Source organism: Rhodococcus sp. H-CA8f, assembly GCF_002501585.1.
Classification (GTDB): Bacteria; Actinomycetota; Actinomycetes; order Mycobacteriales; family Mycobacteriaceae; genus Rhodococcus_F; species Rhodococcus_F erythropolis.
Window position 1 is genome coordinate 904,566 of record NZ_CP023720.1, and the last position, 16,549, is coordinate 921,114.

Below are 16,549 nucleotides of genomic sequence, written 5' to 3' on the forward strand. Positions count from 1 at the left end.
ACTGTGGAGTTCCGGCAGATGGAGTACTTCCTCGCGGTCGTCGAAAACAAGGGGATCAACGGCGCCGCAGCTGCTTTGGGCGTTGCTCAGCCGACCGTGTCACAAGCGTTGCGCGGGCTCGAACGTGAACTGGGAGTGCGGCTTTTCCATCGCATCGGGCGCGGCATGGTCCTCAGTGCGGCCGGTCGCAGCCTGGTCGGCCCGAGTCGACAGGTTTTGCGAGACGTAGCTGCGGCGGCTGAACAGTTGACGGCATCCGATGGCGCCATCGTCGGTCGCCTCGACATCATGGCTTTCCCTGCACTGACCTCGGGGACGATCGTCGATCTGATTGCGGAGTTCTGTCGACGGTATCCGCAAGCACGAGTCAGATTTTCGGAACTCGAGCGTGAGGACAATCTGGAAAGTCTCATCAGGGACGGCCACTGTGAATTCGCGGTGGCTCATCTGCCTCTCGAAGCGGGCGAAGGGCTCGAGATCGTCGAATTGGGGGAGCAGGAGTACCGCCTGGTCTACCCGGCGGGAACCGAACTACCCGAGGGGCCGGTACGCCTTTCGGAAATGCCGGACATTCCCATGGTATTCGTTCCTCGCGGGGCAGCGATGGGCGACGCGATCGAAGATTCGATCCGAAAGGCCGGTACCAGAACGGAACTCGCGGTGGTGACCGAGCAACGGGAGTCACGGCTCCCGATGGTCATCGCCGGCCTCGGCGGTTCGTTGGTCGAGCGCTCGGTGGCGAAATCGATGCCTGGTCAGGTCGTGGAACGGGCCTGCGAGCCGAGATTCCTGCGTGCGTACGGTCTCGCCTTCGACCCCTCGACGTTGTCGCCGGTGGGACAGGTATTCGTGAACCTGATCCACGAGTACCTGTCCGACGAGTACCTGTCCGACGAACACCGGTCACAGCACTAGAGTCGGCAGATGCGTTCTCGAGCGGCAGCGTACTCGGCGGCGAGACGCTCTACTACTGCATGCGTCGGAAGTACGGCGTCGATCGCTCCGATGCCCTGTCCGGCGCCCCAGATGTCACGCCACGCCTTGGTATCGGTGTCGGTGGTCGCGAAACTCATTGCGGAAGGATCGGATTCGGCTAGGTTGTCGGGGTCCAAGCCGGCGGCAACGATGCTGCCCCGCAGGTAGTTTCCGTGTACTCCGGTGAACAGGTTGGAATAGACGATGTCGGAGGCCCCTGAACCCACGATCATCTCCTTGTACGCAGGATCCGCGTTAGCCTCTTCGGTTGCGATGAAAGCTGATCCGACGTATGCCAAATCGGCTCCGGCCGCGAGCGCAGCGAGAATCGAATCACCATGAGCGATGGCACCTGACAACAGCAGTGGACCGGCGAACCACTCACGAATCTCCCGAATCAGGGCAAACGGCGACTGCCTACCGGCATGACCACCTGCCCCGGCAGCTACCGCGATCAGTCCGTCGGCGCCCTTCTCGATCGCCTTGCGTGCAAAGCGATTGTCGATGACGTCGTGAAGAACGATTCCACCGTATGCGTGGACGGCGTCGTTGATGTCGGTGCGAGCGCCGAGGGACGTGATGACGATCGGAACCTCGAACTCGGCGATGGTCGCCAGATCCTCTTCCAAGCGGTTGTTGGACCGGTGGACGATGAGGTTGACGGCAAATGGCGCCGACGGATTATCCGGGTGCTCACGATCATGGTCCTCACGAGCGACGGTGATCAGTTTGAGCCAATCCCGAAGTGCCGACTGCGGACGAGCATTCAGTGCCGGGAAGGACCCGATGATCCCAGAGGTGCACTGCGCGATGACGAGGTCAGGAGTCGAGATGATGAACATCGGTGAAGCGAGAACCGGGACACGCAGTTGCGACGTCAGGTCTGCGAAGGTCGTCACCTGGAACCGCCTTTCTGATCGACGGATTCGAGAAGTCTCGAGCGGAGGTCGGTCTTGAGGACCTTACCGGCAGCCGATGTCGGAAGGAGTTCTACCTCGACGACCTCGCGAATCTTCTTGTACGGCAGCACCTGCTCGGCGACAAACGCCTTGATCTGCTCGGCGTCGAACTCGGCGCCCGGAATCATCACCACGAAGGCTACGGGCTCCTGGCCGTTGCTCCCCACTTCGCGGCCGACAACCGCGGCAGTCGAGATCGCCGGGTGCGAAACCAGAATCTCTTCGAGTTCACGCGGATAGACGTTGTACCCCTTGTAGATGAGCATGTCCTTCGCCCGGTCACAGATGAAGAGGTATCCGTCCGAGTCCAGGTACGCGATGTCACCCGTGTCCAACCAGCCGTCGACGAACTGTTCTGCGGTGGTTTCCGGGTGTCCGAGATAGCCGTCGGTGACCTGAGGCCCACGCACCCACAGTTCGCCGCGTTCGTTCTCGCCCAGAACGGTCTTCCGGTCCAGCTGATCGCGAATCTGGATTTCGGTGTCGAAGATCGGGAGGCCGACGCTGCTCTGCCGGTACTCCGAGCCGTTGATCAGCGGAGCTGCCGTGACCACACAGGTGGCCTCGGTCAGCCCGTACCCCTCGACGACGAGCGCTTTGGGAAATGCCCGGCGGAGTGCGGCGAGCGTGACGCTGTCGATCGGGGCAGCGCCCGAAGATACGACGCACACGCTGTCGGTGTTGCGCACCGTAGCGTCGGGATGAACCGACAGTGCATGCCACATGGCAGGAGACCCGGTGAGATAGGTGGCCTCGTGCTTTTCGATCAGCTCGAGCATCCGGCCGGGTTCGAACCGACCGGCAAATACCTGGGTGAGACCGGAAATCAACAGGAACGACGTGTTGAGCAACGAATGTGCGTGGAAGAGAGGTGAGACCACGATGGTCGCCCCTGTTCCCGGCGTCGGACCGAGCACGTCGAGGCCGTCGATGCGTCGAGGCGTGACGAGACCGTCAGGACCTGCCTCCAACTCGTGCCCGGTTCTCCACCCACACATCTGCGTGATGTTGCCGACGACGTTGCGGTGAAGAACACGAACACCTTTGGATACTCCGGTGGTTCCGCCGGTGAACGCGATGTGTGCGATGTCGTCGCTTCGGACGGAGGCAGGGGTGAATTCGGTGGGTAGATCGGCGATGAAGGCGTCGAACGCGACGACCGACTCCGGTGTGTCGAGCGCACCCTCGGTGTCCTGGACCATCACGATCGTACGTACGGAGGTTCCGGAAGAGGCCGCGAGCAGTGTGTGCAGCTGCGAACTCTGAGTGACCGCAGCAACGGCGGACGTCTCCTCGATCTGCTTGCGCAGTCCAAGTTCTGGCTGCAGCGGATTGACCAATGTAACGGTCGTCCCGGCCTGCAGGCAGCCGTAGTAGGCCTGGAGGAACTCGACGCAGTTCCCGAGATGTAGCAACACGACGTCGCCGACGCCGACCCCGGCCTGCCGCAGTGCGCCGGCGAATTGTGCACTGCGCTGACCGAGTTCGCGGAACGTGCATGTGCGCTCGCCGTCCACGACGGCGAGGCGATCACCGTAGAGCGCCGCCATGCTGGGTGCCCAGTAGGCCATGGTGGTGTCCGGGTAGTGCATGTTGTGGCGCAGTTGTGGATTGGCGATCACGCTGATGCCCGTCACCGGGGAGCCATTCGGATAGCGCCGTCGAGTCTGATGGTTTCGCCGTTGAGATAGCCGTTCTCGAGCATCGAGACGGCCAGCTGGCCGAACTCGTCCGGGCGACCCAGCCGTGAGGGGTTGGGAACCGAGGCTTCGAGGGCCGTGCGCACGTCTTCGCGCAGGCGCGCCAGCAGGGGAGTGTCCATGATGCCGGGAGCAATGGTGTTGACGCGGATTCCGCGGCTGGCGAGATCGCGGGCAGCGGTGACCGTCATACCGACGATGCCGGCTTTGGACGCCGTGTAGTTGATCTGACCGATCTGACCTTCGAATGCTGCGACCGACGCCGTCATGATGATGGCTCCTCGCTCACCGTCCACGGCATCGAGTTCTGCCATCCGCTCGGCGCCGAGACGGAGTGCGTTGAACGAACCGACAAGATTCAGTTTGACGACGAACTCGAAATCTTCGACCGATCCGGCTTTTCCGTCCTTGTCGAGAATGCGCATGCGACGCCCGGCACCCGCGCAGTGGACGACGCCGCGAAGGCCGCCGCGCTCGTGCGCCGCGTCGAGTGCTTCGGCGAATTGTTCGCTGTCGGTGACGTCGGCCGGGGCGAATTGCGCGGCAGCTCCGAGATCGGCCGCCACCTGCTTACCGTCGGACGAAGGCAGATCGATCAACGTGACCTGCGCTCCGGCGTCGAGCAGCCGTCGAGCGGTTGCCAGGCCGAGACCTGAAGCGCCGCCGGTGATCGCGGTGGAAAGTCCCTCGAGTTTCATGGATCAATTCTTCTTTCCTGCTGGATGACGTGTCGGCCCGAAAGCGTTGTCGGGTCAGATCAATTCGAGAATGGTCGCATTGGCCATGCCGCCGGCCTCACACATCGACTGGAGACCGTATCGAATTCCGTTGTCGCGCATGTGATGTGCCAGGCGAGTCATCAAGATCGCACCTGATCCGCCGAGTGGGTGGCCGACCGCGATAGCGCCGCCGAGCGGATTCACACGATCGATGGCTGCGCCGGTTTCAGCCTGCCAGGCAAGCGGGACGGGGGCGAAGGCCTCGTTGATCTCGAAGGCACCGATGTCGTCGATGGACAATCCGGAGCGGTCCAGTGCCTTTGCGGTGGCGGCAATCGGACCGGTGAGCATGATGACCGGGTCGTCGGCTGCGACCACTGCGGTGTGAATACGAACGAGCGGCTTCCAACCGCGTGCCCGGGCGTACTCGCTGGTCGTGACGAGTGTGGCGCCCGCCCCGTCGGAGATCTGCGAAGAGTTGCCGGCGTGGATGACACCGTCGGCGTCGAAGGCCGGGGGCAACTTCGCGAGCGACTCCAGACTTCCACCTCGCCGAATGCCTTCGTCCTGGGACAACCCGGCGATCGGAGTGATCTGCCCGGTGAATGCTCCAGCATCGGTGGCGCTGGCCGCGAGCTCGTGTGAGCGGAGGGAATATTCGTCCAGAGCCGTTCGTGTGAGTGCCCATTTCCGGGCCATCATCTCGGCGCCGGTCCCCTGGCTGAAACTGTCCACACCGTAGCGTTCGAGTACCGAAGGCGGGAAATGCTCACCGTTCTTGCTGGCGGTTCCCATCGGAACTCGCGACATCGATTCGACGCCTCCGGCTACGACCACGTCGTTCTGACCGGAGATGACGGTGGCGGCAGCAAAGGAAACTGCCTGCTGGCTCGATCCGCAGGCCCGGGTCAGTGTGACGCCGGGAACGCTGTCGGGCCAGCCGGCGGCGAGTGCCGCTGTGCGGGCGATGCTTCCGGCCTGTTCGCCGACCTGACTGACGCATCCCCAGATCACGTCGTCGACCGTGGCCGCGTCGAGTCCGGTCCGTTCAGCGAGTGCACGCAGTACATGTGCGGACAGTTCGGCCGGATGGATCTCCGAGAGGGCGCGTCCTCGACGGCCGATCGGTGTACGTACTGCGTCGACGATGACGGCATCTCGCATGTATCTCTCCTGCTGTTCGTGCCCGGTGTTGCGATTGTGCGGTCGGGGCGTGCCTCGAGTCGATCACGAGCGGGTCGACCCGGCAATGTCTTTCGGTGAATGGCTTTGTTAGCGAATGGCTATACGTGGAGCATTCAGCCGCGGATGAGCTTGCGATCGCGCTCGGGATTGGCGAAGACGAGGACCAGAACCGCGGCGACGACTCCGATGATGCCGATTGCCTGGAAGGACTGGGCGTAACCGTCGGCCGGGGTTGCTGCGTTGTCCACGATGACTCCCGTTGCGTAGGGAGCAATCAGGCCGCCGATCGACATGATGGCGAGGAAGAATCCCATGGTGCCTGCAGTCTGCTGCGGCGGGCACAGTTCGGAGATCGCAGCGTTGATGAGCGGGAAGGTGATTGCCGAGAATCCGTAGCCGATCGAGACCATGGCGACAGCGACGATGGGAGTGGAGATCTGTGGCAGGAACAGGAGAATCGATCCGCAGATCAGAACGCCGACGCAGGGAACGATGACGCGAACCGTGCGAGAGGTGAAGCCGCGGCCGATCAACTTGTCCGTGACGGAACCGGAGGTGATCATGAGGACGAGGCCGACGATCGAGGGCAGTGCGAACATCGAACCGGCTTGCATCGCACTGTATCCGAGGCCGACCTCGAAGTACGACGGCAACCAGGTGAGAACGACGGTGGTCAGTGCGTAGATGGTGGCGATGAGGAAGCAGCAGCTGACGAAGGTGCGGGAGAGCAGGATCTTGCGCCACGGAACGTTGGGCTCGGTGACTGCCTTCGTTGCCGTCCCGGTCGCCTCGGTTGCTTCTGTATCTGCAGTCTTGGTCGCCTTGACGGCCTTGCTCGTGTACGGGCCTTCGGACCAACCGGCCAGCCAGCAACCCATCCACACGAGTCCGAGGACAGAGAGCGAGAGAACCGCTGCGCGCCAGCCGTAGTGAACGGCGATGAAGGTCAGTACGGGCGCGAGGGCGATCTTCGCGACGGAGGCGGATCCGGCGAGCATTGCACCGGGAAGGCCGCGCTTGGCCGGCGGGTGCCACGAGTACGCGGCGGTGTGCATCAGCGCCGAGCTGGGGCCTTCGGCAAATCCGAGGAGCATGCGCGAGACGATCAACATCGCGAGGCTGGCACCGAGAACGAGGGGGAGCATGACCACGGACCAGATTGCGGCCAGGATCAACAGAGCCCAACGTAGGGTCAGGTACTTGTTGAGCGGTCCGGCGAGAAATCCGCCGATGCAGAACATCAGGAAGAACAGCGAGCCGACCATGCCGATTTGCGAAGACTTCAGTCCGAGCTCGCGAGCGAGGGGCTGAGCGATGATTCCGAGGACTGCTTTGTCCGCGTAGTTGACGATGTAGAGGAAGACGACGAGCCCGGTCATCGTCCACGCACGCTTGCGGGTACCGAAGACGGGGACTGCTGACGAATCTGGCGTTGCTGTTGCTTCGGGCTGGACGTCGTTACGCTGTGGCGCGATGGGGGTCACGTGGCGTCCCTTCGAGACTGGTGGGCGGATGCGATCGTGCTCGAAGCGCGGCCTCGAAGCGATCGGTGGTGTTGTGTTTGCCGGCTGACCCATTCAACGTGTTCTGGATCACTTTGAGCAATGTCGCGTCGATGATCGGAACGATAGCGGTTGCCTATGTATCGCAGGTCAGGCCATATTGGTACGCCCTATCGGACGCATAGCCGATGAGTGTTGGATCGAATACGGAACGTTGAGGCAAGGTGAGATCAGGATCACCCTGTTCCCTTGACCGACTGGAGTTCATACATGCAGCGCACCGTGTTCAACGAGGATCACGAGGCATTCCGGGCTACCGTCCGCGATTTCATCGCGAAGGAAGTAACCCCGGTCCACGAGAAGTGGGAAGAGGACGGTCACCCGCCCCGTGACTTCTACCGACGACTCGGAGAGCTTGGCGTACTCGGAATTCAGGTGCCGGAGGAATACGGCGGAGGCGGCGAGAAGTCGCTCAAGTTCAACGTCGTCGTCGCCGAGGAGGTTGCTGCCGCCGGGGCGTCTTTCGGCTCGCAGTCGGTGCATACGAACCTGATCCTGCCCTACCTGCTCGAGTACGCGAACGACGAGCAGAAGAGCCGCTGGTTGCCGGGCTTCGCCTCCGGCGATCTGATGTTCGCGATTGCGATGACCGAACCGGGAACAGGGTCGGATCTGGCGAACATCGCGACGACGGCCAAGCTGTCGGAGGACGGTACGCACTACGTGGTCAATGGTTCCAAGACGTTCATCACCGGCGGGGTACTTGCCGATCGCGTCCTGGTAGTGTGCCGCACCGCGCCGAGCACAGCGGAGAACCGACGCACCGGGTTGTCGATCCTGGTGGTCGACACGTCGTCGCCCGGATACTCGGTGGGGCGCAAGATCAACAAGATCGGTCTCAAGACCTCCGACACTGCGGAGCTTTCGTTTGTCGACGTACAGGTGCCCGTCGAGGACCGGCTCGGAGAAGAGGGCGACGGATTCAGCTATCTGACCCACAACCTGGCTCAGGAGCGGTTGACCATCGCTTTCGGAGCGGCCGCCACTGCCAGTGCAGCGCTTCGCTTTGCCATCGACTACGTCAAAGACCGCAAGGTGTTCGGTAAGCCCGTCGCGGCATTCCAGAACACCAAATTCGTTCTGGCCGAATGTGCTACCGAGGTTGATGCCATCCAGCTGGTGTCCGACAACGCACTCGAATGTCATGACCGCGGCACTCTGACGATTCCCGACGCCGCGAAGGCGAAACTGTTCTGCACCGAGGCAGCAGGCCGAGTTATCGACAAGTGCCTCCAATTGCACGGCGGGTACGGCTACATCACCGAGTATCCCATCGCGCGTCTTTACGCAGACACGCGTGTCACACGAATCTACGGTGGCACAAGTGAAGTCATGAAGACCATCATCGCGAAGGATCTTGGTCTCTGACGCACTCTCGACATGTTTTCGGCCTCGGAACATTTGTTCCGAGGCCGAAAACATGTTCCAGGTAGATCAGTTCGCCGGAACGCCGACGATGCCGTCCGCGATCAGTGCCGAAGCGTGATCAGCAGTGGTTCCGAGGACATCCGCGAGCACCGCAATCGAATCGCCGCCGACCTCGGAGGCCGGTCCGGTGCTCAGGTGTGCGCCGTCGAACGAGGCTGGGTTCGCGGCAGCCAGATAACTTCCGATTCGAGGCTGATCGAGTGCGGAGAACATCGGGTTGTTCTCCAGTTCACCGGAATTCACCACTTCATCGAAACTGCGGTACCTCTCGAACAGAACCGACGATGTGTCCAGCGCTGCAGCGATCTCGGCGCCGCTGTGTTCCCGGAACCAATGTGAGAACAGAGCAGTGAGTACCTCTCGATGACGGTAGCGATCCGCTTCGGTGGAGAAGTCGGCTCCGAGGGCACCTTCGACGGCGTCGACAGCCGCCGTGGTGCCGGTGACCGACGCAAGGTCACGGAAATGCCGAGTAGTGAGTGCAACGATCATGAACCGTTCGTTGTCGCTGGAGACGAAATCGATTCCGTACGTGCCGTAGACGGCGTTTCCGCCGGACTCGCGACTGCGACCGTTCACTTGTACTTCGGTGAGGTAGCCGAGTGTTCCTGCGGTGGCCAATGCGACGTCTTCGAGTGGCAGCGTGATCTGCGTGCCGTGTCCGGTCGAGTCACGTTGGCGCACTGCGGCAGTGATCGACAGGGCGGCATAGAGCCCGCAGGCGACGTCCCAGGCGGGCAGTGCGTGGTTGACAACTCCGGCGTAGTCGGCGGGGCCGGTGATCTGTGGAAATCCCAACGCGGCGTTGACCGTGTAGTCGACCCCGGGGCTGCCGTCGCGGCGTCCGAGAACCTCGAGGGTGATGACGTCGCTACGCAACTGGGCCAGGGAGTCGTGGCTCATCCAGGTGCGACCGCCGGCATTGGTGACCAGGATTCCGCCGCCAGGTCCCGGAGCCGTGACCAGTTGGCGAATCAGTTCTTGACCGCGCTCGGCGCGCATGTCCACTGACAGTGACCGTTTGCCTTTGTTGAGTCCGGTCCAGTAGATGCTTTCACCCGTGTCGGTGACGGGCCAGCGTTTGTAATCGGAGGCACCTCCGATCGGGTCGATCCGGATCACCTCGGCGCCGAGCTGGGAGAGAGTCAGTCCGCACAGGGGTGCGGCGACAAAGCTCGAGACCTCGACGATGCGAAGCCCGGACAGCGGGCCTTGGGTCTGAGTCATCTGTGATCCTCCGTGGTAGAAGAGTGTGCGATCATGCCATCAACACGGTGAAACGCCAGTCGAGAACCGGAGTCTGTGTTGCAGAAGCATTGTGGGAGAACACGAGCGAACGCAGTTGCACTGCGGTTCCGTGTTCGAGGGGCGACGAACTTTCGACGTGCAGTTCGCTCGTGAGGGTGTCGCCCTCGTGAACGGGCCCGGTGTGATCGCACGAGTGCCATCCGAGAACCGTCACCACATTGGGCAGAGCGCGAGTTGCCTGGGCAAGTGCAATTCCGATGGTGTGGCCGCCGTAGACGAGGCGACCGTGGGTGCCGACGCGATCGTCGTGGTGCGTCGCTGCGATGTTCAAGCTCAGCCGGGCAAGTTCGGGTGCACTGGTGACGACGTCGCCGCTGCTACGGAATACCGAGCCCACCAAATCCGACTCGAAGTGCCTGCCGGGTACCCGATCTCGATATGTGTCGAGGTCCCAACCGTCAGGTGATACGTACGGCGCCGGTTCGGACGGACCGATCACGGAGAGGTCGTCGGCGTGGCGAGTTCTCGTCTCGATCGGGTCGGGGCTCAGTGGGAGCATGGCGCAGCGGTAGAAGTCGAGGACCGTGTTGCCATTCTGATCAGCGGACGTCATCCGTAGCGCGGCAAGTCCGGTGGCGCCGCGTCCCGGCTTGGCCGAGTTCTCGCGTAGACCGACAACCTCGGTGCGCGTGTACAGGGTGTCACCGAGTACCGGGAAACGGTGGAATCGCAGTCCACGGTAGAAGAGGTTTGCCTTGACGTGGTGTGTGACCACGGTTGACTGGCCGATGGCGACGTCGGTGACCAGTCCTGGATTCGCCACTGGTGCAGCGGAACCTGTGACGCTCGACGACAGGTGTGCGTCGAGAGGCAAGCGCATGCGGTCACCGAGGATCGCCTGATGGGAGGCGGCGAGTCCACTGGTCAACGTCACCGCTGGTGCTTCGTCGAAGATCTGACCGTGGGTGAGTTCGTCGAAGTACGGTCCTCCTACGTAGTGCTCGCTCATACGGTGACTCCTTCGGCCCGGGCAAGCGTACGACGCGCTGCCACGGCCACTGCTTCGTCGAGCATTTGGCCGTCGAGCTGGGCGGCGCCGGAACCCAGGGTTTCGGCTTCTTCGAGTGCGGTCAACACCCGTCTGGCGTCATCGACGGCGTCGTCCGAAGGAGTGAATGCGGTAGTGGCCGAGTCGATCTGCGCCGGGTGGATGACCCATTTACCGTCGAACCCGAGAGCGCTGGTCCAGTGCGCGGCGCGGCGGAAGGCGTCGTCGTCGGTGATGCCGAGAAAGGGTCCGTCGATGGCGGCGACGCCGGCTGCGCGGCAGGCGATCAGGATTCTGTCCTGGACGGCAAGCCAGTGTTCGGGCAGTGCCGAGCGTGAGCGACCCAGCGCTGCACCGAGATCTGCGTATCCGATGATCGCGGCCTGCAGACGAGGAGTCGCGCGGGCGATGGAGTCGGCATTCTGGACGCCGAGCGGAGTTTCGATCAGGGCTTGCAGGGTGGTGTGGTGCCCACCGGCAGCGAAGAGGATGTGCTCGGCCTCGAGGAGTTCGTCGGCGGACTCGACCTTCGGGACGATCACGCTCGTCAGCGATTCTCCGAGGGTGCCGCAGGCGATCAGGTCGTCGCGGGCCCATGGTGTGGTGAGGCCGTTGATTCGGACCGAGATGGTGCGCGCCTTACCGAACTCGTGCACCAAGGAGCTCACGAGGGTTCGCGCAAGGTCCTTGTTCGCCGAAGTGACGGCATCTTCGAGGTCGAGAATCACCTCGTCTGCGTTCGAAGAGAGTGCCTTGCGGGCCTTGCGCTCGTCTGAACCCGGAGCGACCAGGGACGCGCGGCGTCTGGTCGCGCGGTAGTGGTTCTCGTCCATAGTGTGTCGATTACCTCGATCTGGTGATCAAATGTACGGCCAGTTGCGAAATAGATGTGCTGCCGTGAACGGCGTTGATGTGCAGCGAACTGCCTCGATGCTGGCAGTTGCTGCGTATCGATGTCAAGGCGCGGTATTGACATTGCGCGAACAATATCGAAATATGGCCGTACAAACTTATTTCAAGTCGAGGCGGATTCATGCTCAAGCTCAACGACGAAGAGACATTCCTGATCGAAACCGTGCGCCGGTTCGTCGACCGAGAGGTCAAGCCCACGGTCCAGGAGGTGGAGCACGCGAACGAGTATCCCGAGAAGTGGATCGATCAGATGAAGCAGATCGGGATCTACGGCCTCGCGATTCCCGAGGAGTACGGCGGATCACCGGTGTCCATGCCCTGTTATGCGCAGGTGACGCAGGAACTGTCGCGCGGATGGATGTCCCTGGCAGGAGCGATGGGTGGACACACAGTGGTCGCCAAGCTCATCTCGCTGTTCGGTACCGAAGAGCAGAAGGTGAAGTACCTGCCGCGAATGGCAACCGGCGAGATCCGGGCAACGATGGCCCTCACCGAGCCCGGCGGTGGTTCCGATCTGCAGGCCATGACGACCAATGCCAAGAGCGACGGCACAGATCTGGTCGTCAACGGCGCCAAGACATGGATCACCAATGCCCGCCGGTCCGGCGTGATCGCCTTGCTGTGCAAGACCGATCCCAGCGCAAGCCCTCGTCATGCGGGCATCTCGATCGTTCTCGTCGAGCACGGCGAAGGGCTGACCGTGTCCCGCGACCTCCCGAAGCTCGGATACAAGGGCGTCGAGAGTTGTGAACTGTCCTTCGACAATTACCGCATCTCCGAGTCGGCCATTCTGGGCGGTACTCCCGGAAAGGGTTTCGGGCAGATGATGAAGGGGCTCGAGACCGGCCGTATCCAGGTGGCTTGCCGTGCACTGGGCGTCGCCACGGCCGCACTCGAGGATTCACTTGCGTACGCGCAGCAGCGCGAGAGCTTCGGCCAGCCGATCTGGAAGCACCAGTCGATCGGCAATTACCTCGCCGACATGGCAACTAAGCTGACGGCCGCACGGCAGCTGACGTGGCACGCGGCACAGATGTACGACAGCGGCGAGCGGTGCGACATGGAGGCAGGCATGGCCAAGCTGTACGCCTCCGAGGTGGCGATGGAAATCGCGTTGTCCGCCGTCCGCATTCACGGCGGTTACGGCTACTCGACGGAGTACGACGTCGAGCGGTATTTCCGTGATGCGCCACTGATGATCGTCGGGGAGGGAACCAACGAAATTCAGCGCAACGTGATCGTTTCGCAACTGGTTGCCCGCGGCGGTCTGTGACGGACCGGTGAGCAAGTAGGATCATGTCGCTATGAGCGGTAAGGAAAGAGAGACGGAGCCGGCGTACCAACGCCTCTCTCGTGAGCTTCGTCAGCAGATCTCTGCCGGTACCTACCGCGACGGCATTCAACTGCCCACCGAATCCGAACTGGCGCAGCATCACGGCGTGAGTCGGCAGACGGTCCGCCGAGCCTTTCACGATCTTGTTGCCGAGGGCATCGTGTACCGAGTACCCGGGCGCGGGACTTTCGTGACCGAGAACAGCGGCCGCTATCTCCGTCATCTCGGATCCATCGAAGATCTCATGAACCTTTCGCGGGACACGACGATGGAAGTGGTGTCACCGCTGCAACGGCGCGTGGACATCGAGGCGGCCAGTCGGCTTCGGCTCGACACCGACGTCGTGTACACCGTGGTCTTCCGACGGATACACGAGGGAGTTCCGTTCGTGCAGACGACGGCGCATCTGCCGGAGGCGATCGCGCGGCAGATCATCGACCTGCCCGCCATGGCGGCCGGTGCGGTGAGCGCCAATACGGTGATCGGCCTGCTGGAACCGCTGATCGACAGTCCGATTGTCGAAGCAGCACAATCGATCACGGTGTCCCCGGCAACGGCAGACGTTGCCAGGGACGTCGATTGCGAGATCGGCCACGCCATGTTGCGGGTGGACCGTTTGTACTCCAACGCGCAGGGCGTTGCCAACGAGTTGTCGGTGAGCTATTTCTTGCCGGAGCAGTACACGTATCGGGTCACGCTGCGCCGCGGCGCACATTAGCGCTGCACTTTTCTTTGCTGTTCAACACCTTTCAGGAGAGAACTATGCGAATTTTCAACGGAATCGACGAAGTTGAGACGGCTGTCGGTGAGCACTTGGGCTACAGCGCGTGGTTTCCGGTCACACAGGATCGGATCGACAAGTTCGCCGACGCCACCGAGGATCACCAGTGGATTCACGTGGATCCCGAGCGCGCAGCGCAGGGTCCGTACGGCGGCACCATCGCCCACGGCTATCTGACTCTTTCGTTGTTGCCGGTGCTCGGCGCTCAGGTGATGCGTGTCGACGGAATCTCCATGACCGTGAACTACGGCAGCAACAAGGTGCGATTCCCCGAACCGGTCAAGGTCGCTTCTTCGGTGCGGGCAGGTGCGGAGATTCTTTCCTTCGAGCGCACCGCGAAGGGCGCGACGATTGTCGTGCGGTACACGATCGAAATCGAAGGAGCAGGTAAACCTGCGCTGGTGGCGGATACCGTGCGCCTGTTGGTCTCCTGAATCCTTTTCCATTCTTCCAGAACGAGATTCGAGGTCAGTTGTGAAACGAGCAGCATTGGTCGCGCCGGTCAGAACCGCGGTGGGCCGTTTCGGAGGGGCACTTCGTGACGTGCCTGCGGAAAGTTTGGCTGCCACTGTCGTCAAGGAGACCGTGCGTCGTAGCGGAATCGATCCGTCCCGCATCGACGACGTCGCGATGGGGCAGTCGTATGCCAATTCGGAGGCACCGTGCATCGGAAGGTGGGCGGCGCTCGAGGCCGGGTTGCCGATTTCGGTAGCCGGCTTCCAGACGGATCGCCGATGCGGAACGGGTCTGCAGGCCATCGTTACCGCGGCCATGATGGTCCAGACGGGTGCTGCCGACGTGGTTCTCGCGGGCGGCGTCGAATCGATGAGCGGGATCGAGCACTACACCACCGGAGCGCGGTGGGGCACCAAATCCGGTGGGCTGCAACTGTTCGACCGCCTCGATCGTGGTCGAGAGCGCTCGCAACCCGAGTGGCGTTTCGGCCGAATCAGCGGAATGATCGAAACGGCCGAGAACGTCGCGACACGCTGCGGGATCACGCGGGAAGAGTCGGACGCCTTCGCCGTCGAGAGTCACCGAAAAGCTACACTGGCAAGAGAATCCGGCCGATTCGATGCCGAAATCGTCGCCGTCGAACTGACGGATCGAAAAGGGAACGTCACACAGTTTCGTGCTGACGAGGGGATCCGTCCGGATACCTCACTCGAAACCCTGGCACGGCTGCGTGCGGTGTCCGAGGGAGGCGTCGTGACCGCCGGTAACGCCAGCCAACAGAATGACGCTGCGGCAGCGATGTTGGTGGTCGCCGAGGATCGCCTGGACGAGCTGGGGCTGGAACCCATCGGGTTCCTCGACAGTTGGGCCGCGGCCGGTTGTGAACCGGCGCTGATGGGCCTCGGACCGGTTGCCGCCGTCTCGAAACTGTTTGCTCGCACAGGGGCAGGCTTTGCCGACTTCGATCTGGTCGAGCTGAACGAGGCGTTTGCGTGCCAGGTTCTCGGCGTCGTGAAGGAATGGGGCTTCGAGGACCTCGATCGACTGAACGTCAACGGTTCCGGCATCTCGCTCGGGCACCCCGTGGGAGCGACGGGTGCGCGTATGGCAACAACCGCGCTTCACGAACTCGGCCGTCGCGGCGGCGGAAAAGCGCTGTTGACCATGTGTATCGGCGGTGGCCAGGGCATGGCAGCCGTGGTGGAGTCTGCCTGACGAGGTTCGCTTCTGGGTACACTTGCGGCGGGGGATCGGAAGTTCTACGGAGGCAGTCGGTTGACGAATGCAGGCGCAGCAGACACCAGTGGCGCGCTGAGCGTCGAGGATGTTCGTCGCGCCAGGGCTGCACTCGAGGGTCTCGATGTCACCAGTTGGTCCGGTCGCTTCGAGCTTCTCTCCGACGCCAACCGTCTGCGTCTGTTGCTCGGCCTTCACCACGCACCGGGTATCTGCGTCACGGATCTGTCCGTGGCGCTGGGGATGAGCGGCACAGCCGTCTCACATGCGCTGCGGCTACTGCGTAGCCAGGGGTGGGTGAGCGCGACGCGCGACGGCCGATCGATGCGATACCAACTGGCAGACGACACCGTTCACCAGCTGTTGCATTCGATCGGCGCCACACATTTTCACGACGAGACACCCACCCCAGGGCACACGCACAGCTGAGCGTCTCTCAAGGAGTCGCGAAGAACTTCTCGACGGCCGGCGCAGCGTTCGGGTTTCCGTTGGTGATTCCCGCGCCGACTCCGGCAACCGTGCCGATGACTCCACCGACGATGCAGCCGGCGATGAAGTTCGGGAAGATCGACAGGCAGCCGATTCCGACGCCGAGGTTGGCTCCGATGAGCGTCGACTGCACGCCGCCGTTGTTCCAGCCGATATTGACCTCGTTGGCCATCGTGTCGAACGCGGCTTGCTTCGGATCGTTACCGGGGAAGAGCATCAACGCCGCCTGGCTGTTCGACTCGGCGGTCGGTGTCAGTAGGGGTTGGGACGGATCGAAGCCCGCATTCGGGGGCGCTGCGACCGCGGTGCCGGCTCCGGCGCCGACAGCGGCGACGACGAGTACGGACATGGTGAGAGTTCGGGACAGTTTCATGGGGACGGCCAATCTGTCTGTGTGGAACCAGTCGTGAATGGTGGCGGTGCAGTTCGTTAACCAGAACTCCACCGTCTGGATCGATCGTGCGGACCTCCTCGGGCACAACGGGACCCGTCGTCTCCGCGCGACGGGCCGTGTTTGG

At 62.5% G+C, this 16,549-nt stretch carries 16 protein-coding genes; 7 read left to right on the forward strand and 9 right to left on the reverse strand.

Going from position 1 to position 16,549, the window contains the following annotated elements:
* The first annotated feature begins 3 nt into the window (after positions 1-3).
* On the forward strand, positions 4-915 hold the full coding sequence (locus CPI83_RS04350; RefSeq protein WP_042952988.1) for a LysR family transcriptional regulator: 912 nt from the start codon (positions 4-6) through the stop codon (positions 913-915).
* Here CPI83_RS04350 and CPI83_RS04355 read toward each other — a convergent pair.
* The 5 genes from CPI83_RS04355 to CPI83_RS04375 form a co-directional block, all read right to left on the reverse strand.
* Positions 912-1,874: a nitronate monooxygenase family protein gene (locus tag CPI83_RS04355; protein ID WP_046379330.1), complete on the reverse strand. Its 963-nt coding sequence runs from the start codon at positions 1,872-1,874 to the stop codon at positions 912-914. The two genes, CPI83_RS04350 and CPI83_RS04355, sit on opposite strands and share 4 nt — an antisense overlap.
* On the reverse strand, positions 1,871-3,526 hold the full coding sequence (locus CPI83_RS04360) for an AMP-binding protein (protein ID WP_029256319.1): 1,656 nt from the start codon (positions 3,524-3,526) through the stop codon (positions 1,871-1,873). Before CPI83_RS04360 ends, CPI83_RS04355 begins: the two co-directional genes overlap by 4 nt.
* 41 nt (positions 3,527-3,567) lie before the next feature.
* Entirely contained in the window at positions 3,568-4,332 is a 765-nt protein-coding gene (locus CPI83_RS04365) for an SDR family NAD(P)-dependent oxidoreductase (RefSeq protein WP_007729494.1), read from the reverse strand.
* A 54-nt stretch (positions 4,333-4,386) separates the two neighbouring features.
* Positions 4,387-5,517, reverse strand: a complete 1,131-nt coding sequence (locus CPI83_RS04370; protein ID WP_047888285.1) for a thiolase family protein — start codon at positions 5,515-5,517, stop codon at positions 4,387-4,389.
* Positions 5,518-5,651: 134 nt separating this feature from the next.
* Positions 5,652-7,115 (reverse strand): MFS transporter, encoded by a 1,464-nt coding sequence (locus tag CPI83_RS04375; RefSeq protein WP_176450530.1) that lies wholly within the window; start codon positions 7,113-7,115, stop codon positions 5,652-5,654.
* A 195-nt stretch (positions 7,116-7,310) separates the two neighbouring features.
* Here CPI83_RS04375 and CPI83_RS04380 point away from each other — a divergent pair, with 195 nt between their 5' ends.
* On the forward strand, positions 7,311-8,468 hold the full coding sequence (locus CPI83_RS04380; protein WP_020970861.1) for an acyl-CoA dehydrogenase family protein: 1,158 nt from the start codon (positions 7,311-7,313) through the stop codon (positions 8,466-8,468).
* A gap of 66 nt (positions 8,469-8,534) precedes the next feature.
* On the opposite strand, the gene CPI83_RS04385 is transcribed toward CPI83_RS04380, so the two are convergent.
* The 3 genes from CPI83_RS04385 to CPI83_RS04395 are packed head-to-tail and all read right to left on the reverse strand — an operon-like array spanning position 8,535 to position 11,657.
* Entirely contained in the window at positions 8,535-9,755 is a 1,221-nt protein-coding gene (locus tag CPI83_RS04385; RefSeq protein WP_097386845.1) for a CoA transferase, read from the reverse strand.
* A gap of 31 nt (positions 9,756-9,786) precedes the next feature.
* Positions 9,787-10,785 carry a MaoC family dehydratase gene (locus CPI83_RS04390; RefSeq protein WP_047888283.1) on the reverse strand — a complete coding sequence of 333 codons (999 nt, stop codon included), beginning with the start codon at positions 10,783-10,785 and terminating at the stop codon, positions 9,787-9,789.
* A complete protein-coding gene (locus CPI83_RS04395) occupies positions 10,782-11,657 on the reverse strand; it encodes a CoA ester lyase (protein WP_047888282.1) in 876 nt (291 codons plus the stop codon). Before CPI83_RS04395 ends, CPI83_RS04390 begins: the two co-directional genes overlap by 4 nt.
* Before the next feature lie 200 nt (positions 11,658-11,857).
* Between CPI83_RS04395 and CPI83_RS04400 the strand changes: the two genes are divergently transcribed.
* The 5 genes from CPI83_RS04400 to CPI83_RS04420 are packed head-to-tail and all read left to right on the forward strand — an operon-like array spanning position 11,858 to position 15,971.
* Positions 11,858-13,009: an acyl-CoA dehydrogenase family protein gene (locus CPI83_RS04400; protein ID WP_003940468.1), complete on the forward strand. Its 1,152-nt coding sequence runs from the start codon at positions 11,858-11,860 to the stop codon at positions 13,007-13,009.
* Between the two features lie 31 nt (positions 13,010-13,040).
* Positions 13,041-13,787 carry a GntR family transcriptional regulator gene (locus CPI83_RS04405; protein WP_003940169.1) on the forward strand — a complete coding sequence of 249 codons (747 nt, stop codon included), beginning with the start codon at positions 13,041-13,043 and terminating at the stop codon, positions 13,785-13,787.
* 44 nt (positions 13,788-13,831) lie between these two features.
* Positions 13,832-14,284 (forward strand): MaoC family dehydratase, encoded by a 453-nt coding sequence (locus CPI83_RS04410; protein WP_020909210.1) that lies wholly within the window; start codon positions 13,832-13,834, stop codon positions 14,282-14,284.
* A 40-nt stretch (positions 14,285-14,324) separates the two neighbouring features.
* A complete protein-coding gene (locus CPI83_RS04415) occupies positions 14,325-15,521 on the forward strand; it encodes an acetyl-CoA C-acetyltransferase (RefSeq protein WP_069145568.1) in 1,197 nt (398 codons plus the stop codon).
* A 60-nt stretch (positions 15,522-15,581) separates the two neighbouring features.
* Positions 15,582-15,971 (forward strand): metalloregulator ArsR/SmtB family transcription factor, encoded by a 390-nt coding sequence (locus CPI83_RS04420; protein WP_097386846.1) that lies wholly within the window; start codon positions 15,582-15,584, stop codon positions 15,969-15,971.
* Positions 15,972-15,978: 7 nt separating this feature from the next.
* On the opposite strand, the gene CPI83_RS04425 is transcribed toward CPI83_RS04420, so the two are convergent.
* Positions 15,979-16,476 carry a glycine zipper family protein gene (locus tag CPI83_RS04425; RefSeq protein ID WP_019745392.1) on the reverse strand — a complete coding sequence of 166 codons (498 nt, stop codon included), beginning with the start codon at positions 16,474-16,476 and terminating at the stop codon, positions 15,979-15,981.
* Between the last annotated feature and the right edge of the window lie 73 nt (positions 16,477-16,549).

Coding starts and splice junctions, on each gene's coding strand:
- CPI83_RS04360 (WP_029256319.1), bottom strand. CDS start 3,526: ATGCACTACCCGGACACCACCATGGCCTACTGGGCACCCAGCATGGCG.
- CPI83_RS04365 (WP_007729494.1), bottom strand. CDS start 4,332: ATGAAACTCGAGGGACTTTCCACCGCGATCACCGGCGGCGCTTCAGGT.
- CPI83_RS04370 (WP_047888285.1), bottom strand. CDS start 5,517: ATGCGAGATGCCGTCATCGTCGACGCAGTACGTACACCGATCGGCCGT.
- CPI83_RS04375 (WP_176450530.1), bottom strand. CDS start 7,115: ATGGGTCAGCCGGCAAACACAACACCACCGATCGCTTCGAGGCCGCGC.
- CPI83_RS04380 (WP_020970861.1), top strand. CDS start 7,311: ATGCAGCGCACCGTGTTCAACGAGGATCACGAGGCATTCCGGGCTACC.
- CPI83_RS04385 (WP_097386845.1), bottom strand. CDS start 9,755: ATGACTCAGACCCAAGGCCCGCTGTCCGGGCTTCGCATCGTCGAGGTC.
- CPI83_RS04390 (WP_047888283.1), bottom strand. CDS start 10,785: ATGAGCGAGCACTACGTAGGAGGACCGTACTTCGACGAACTCACCCAC.
- CPI83_RS04395 (WP_047888282.1), bottom strand. CDS start 11,657: ATGGACGAGAACCACTACCGCGCGACCAGACGCCGCGCGTCCCTGGTC.
- CPI83_RS04400 (WP_003940468.1), top strand. CDS start 11,858: ATGCTCAAGCTCAACGACGAAGAGACATTCCTGATCGAAACCGTGCGC.
- CPI83_RS04405 (WP_003940169.1), top strand. CDS start 13,041: ATGAGCGGTAAGGAAAGAGAGACGGAGCCGGCGTACCAACGCCTCTCT.
- CPI83_RS04410 (WP_020909210.1), top strand. CDS start 13,832: ATGCGAATTTTCAACGGAATCGACGAAGTTGAGACGGCTGTCGGTGAG.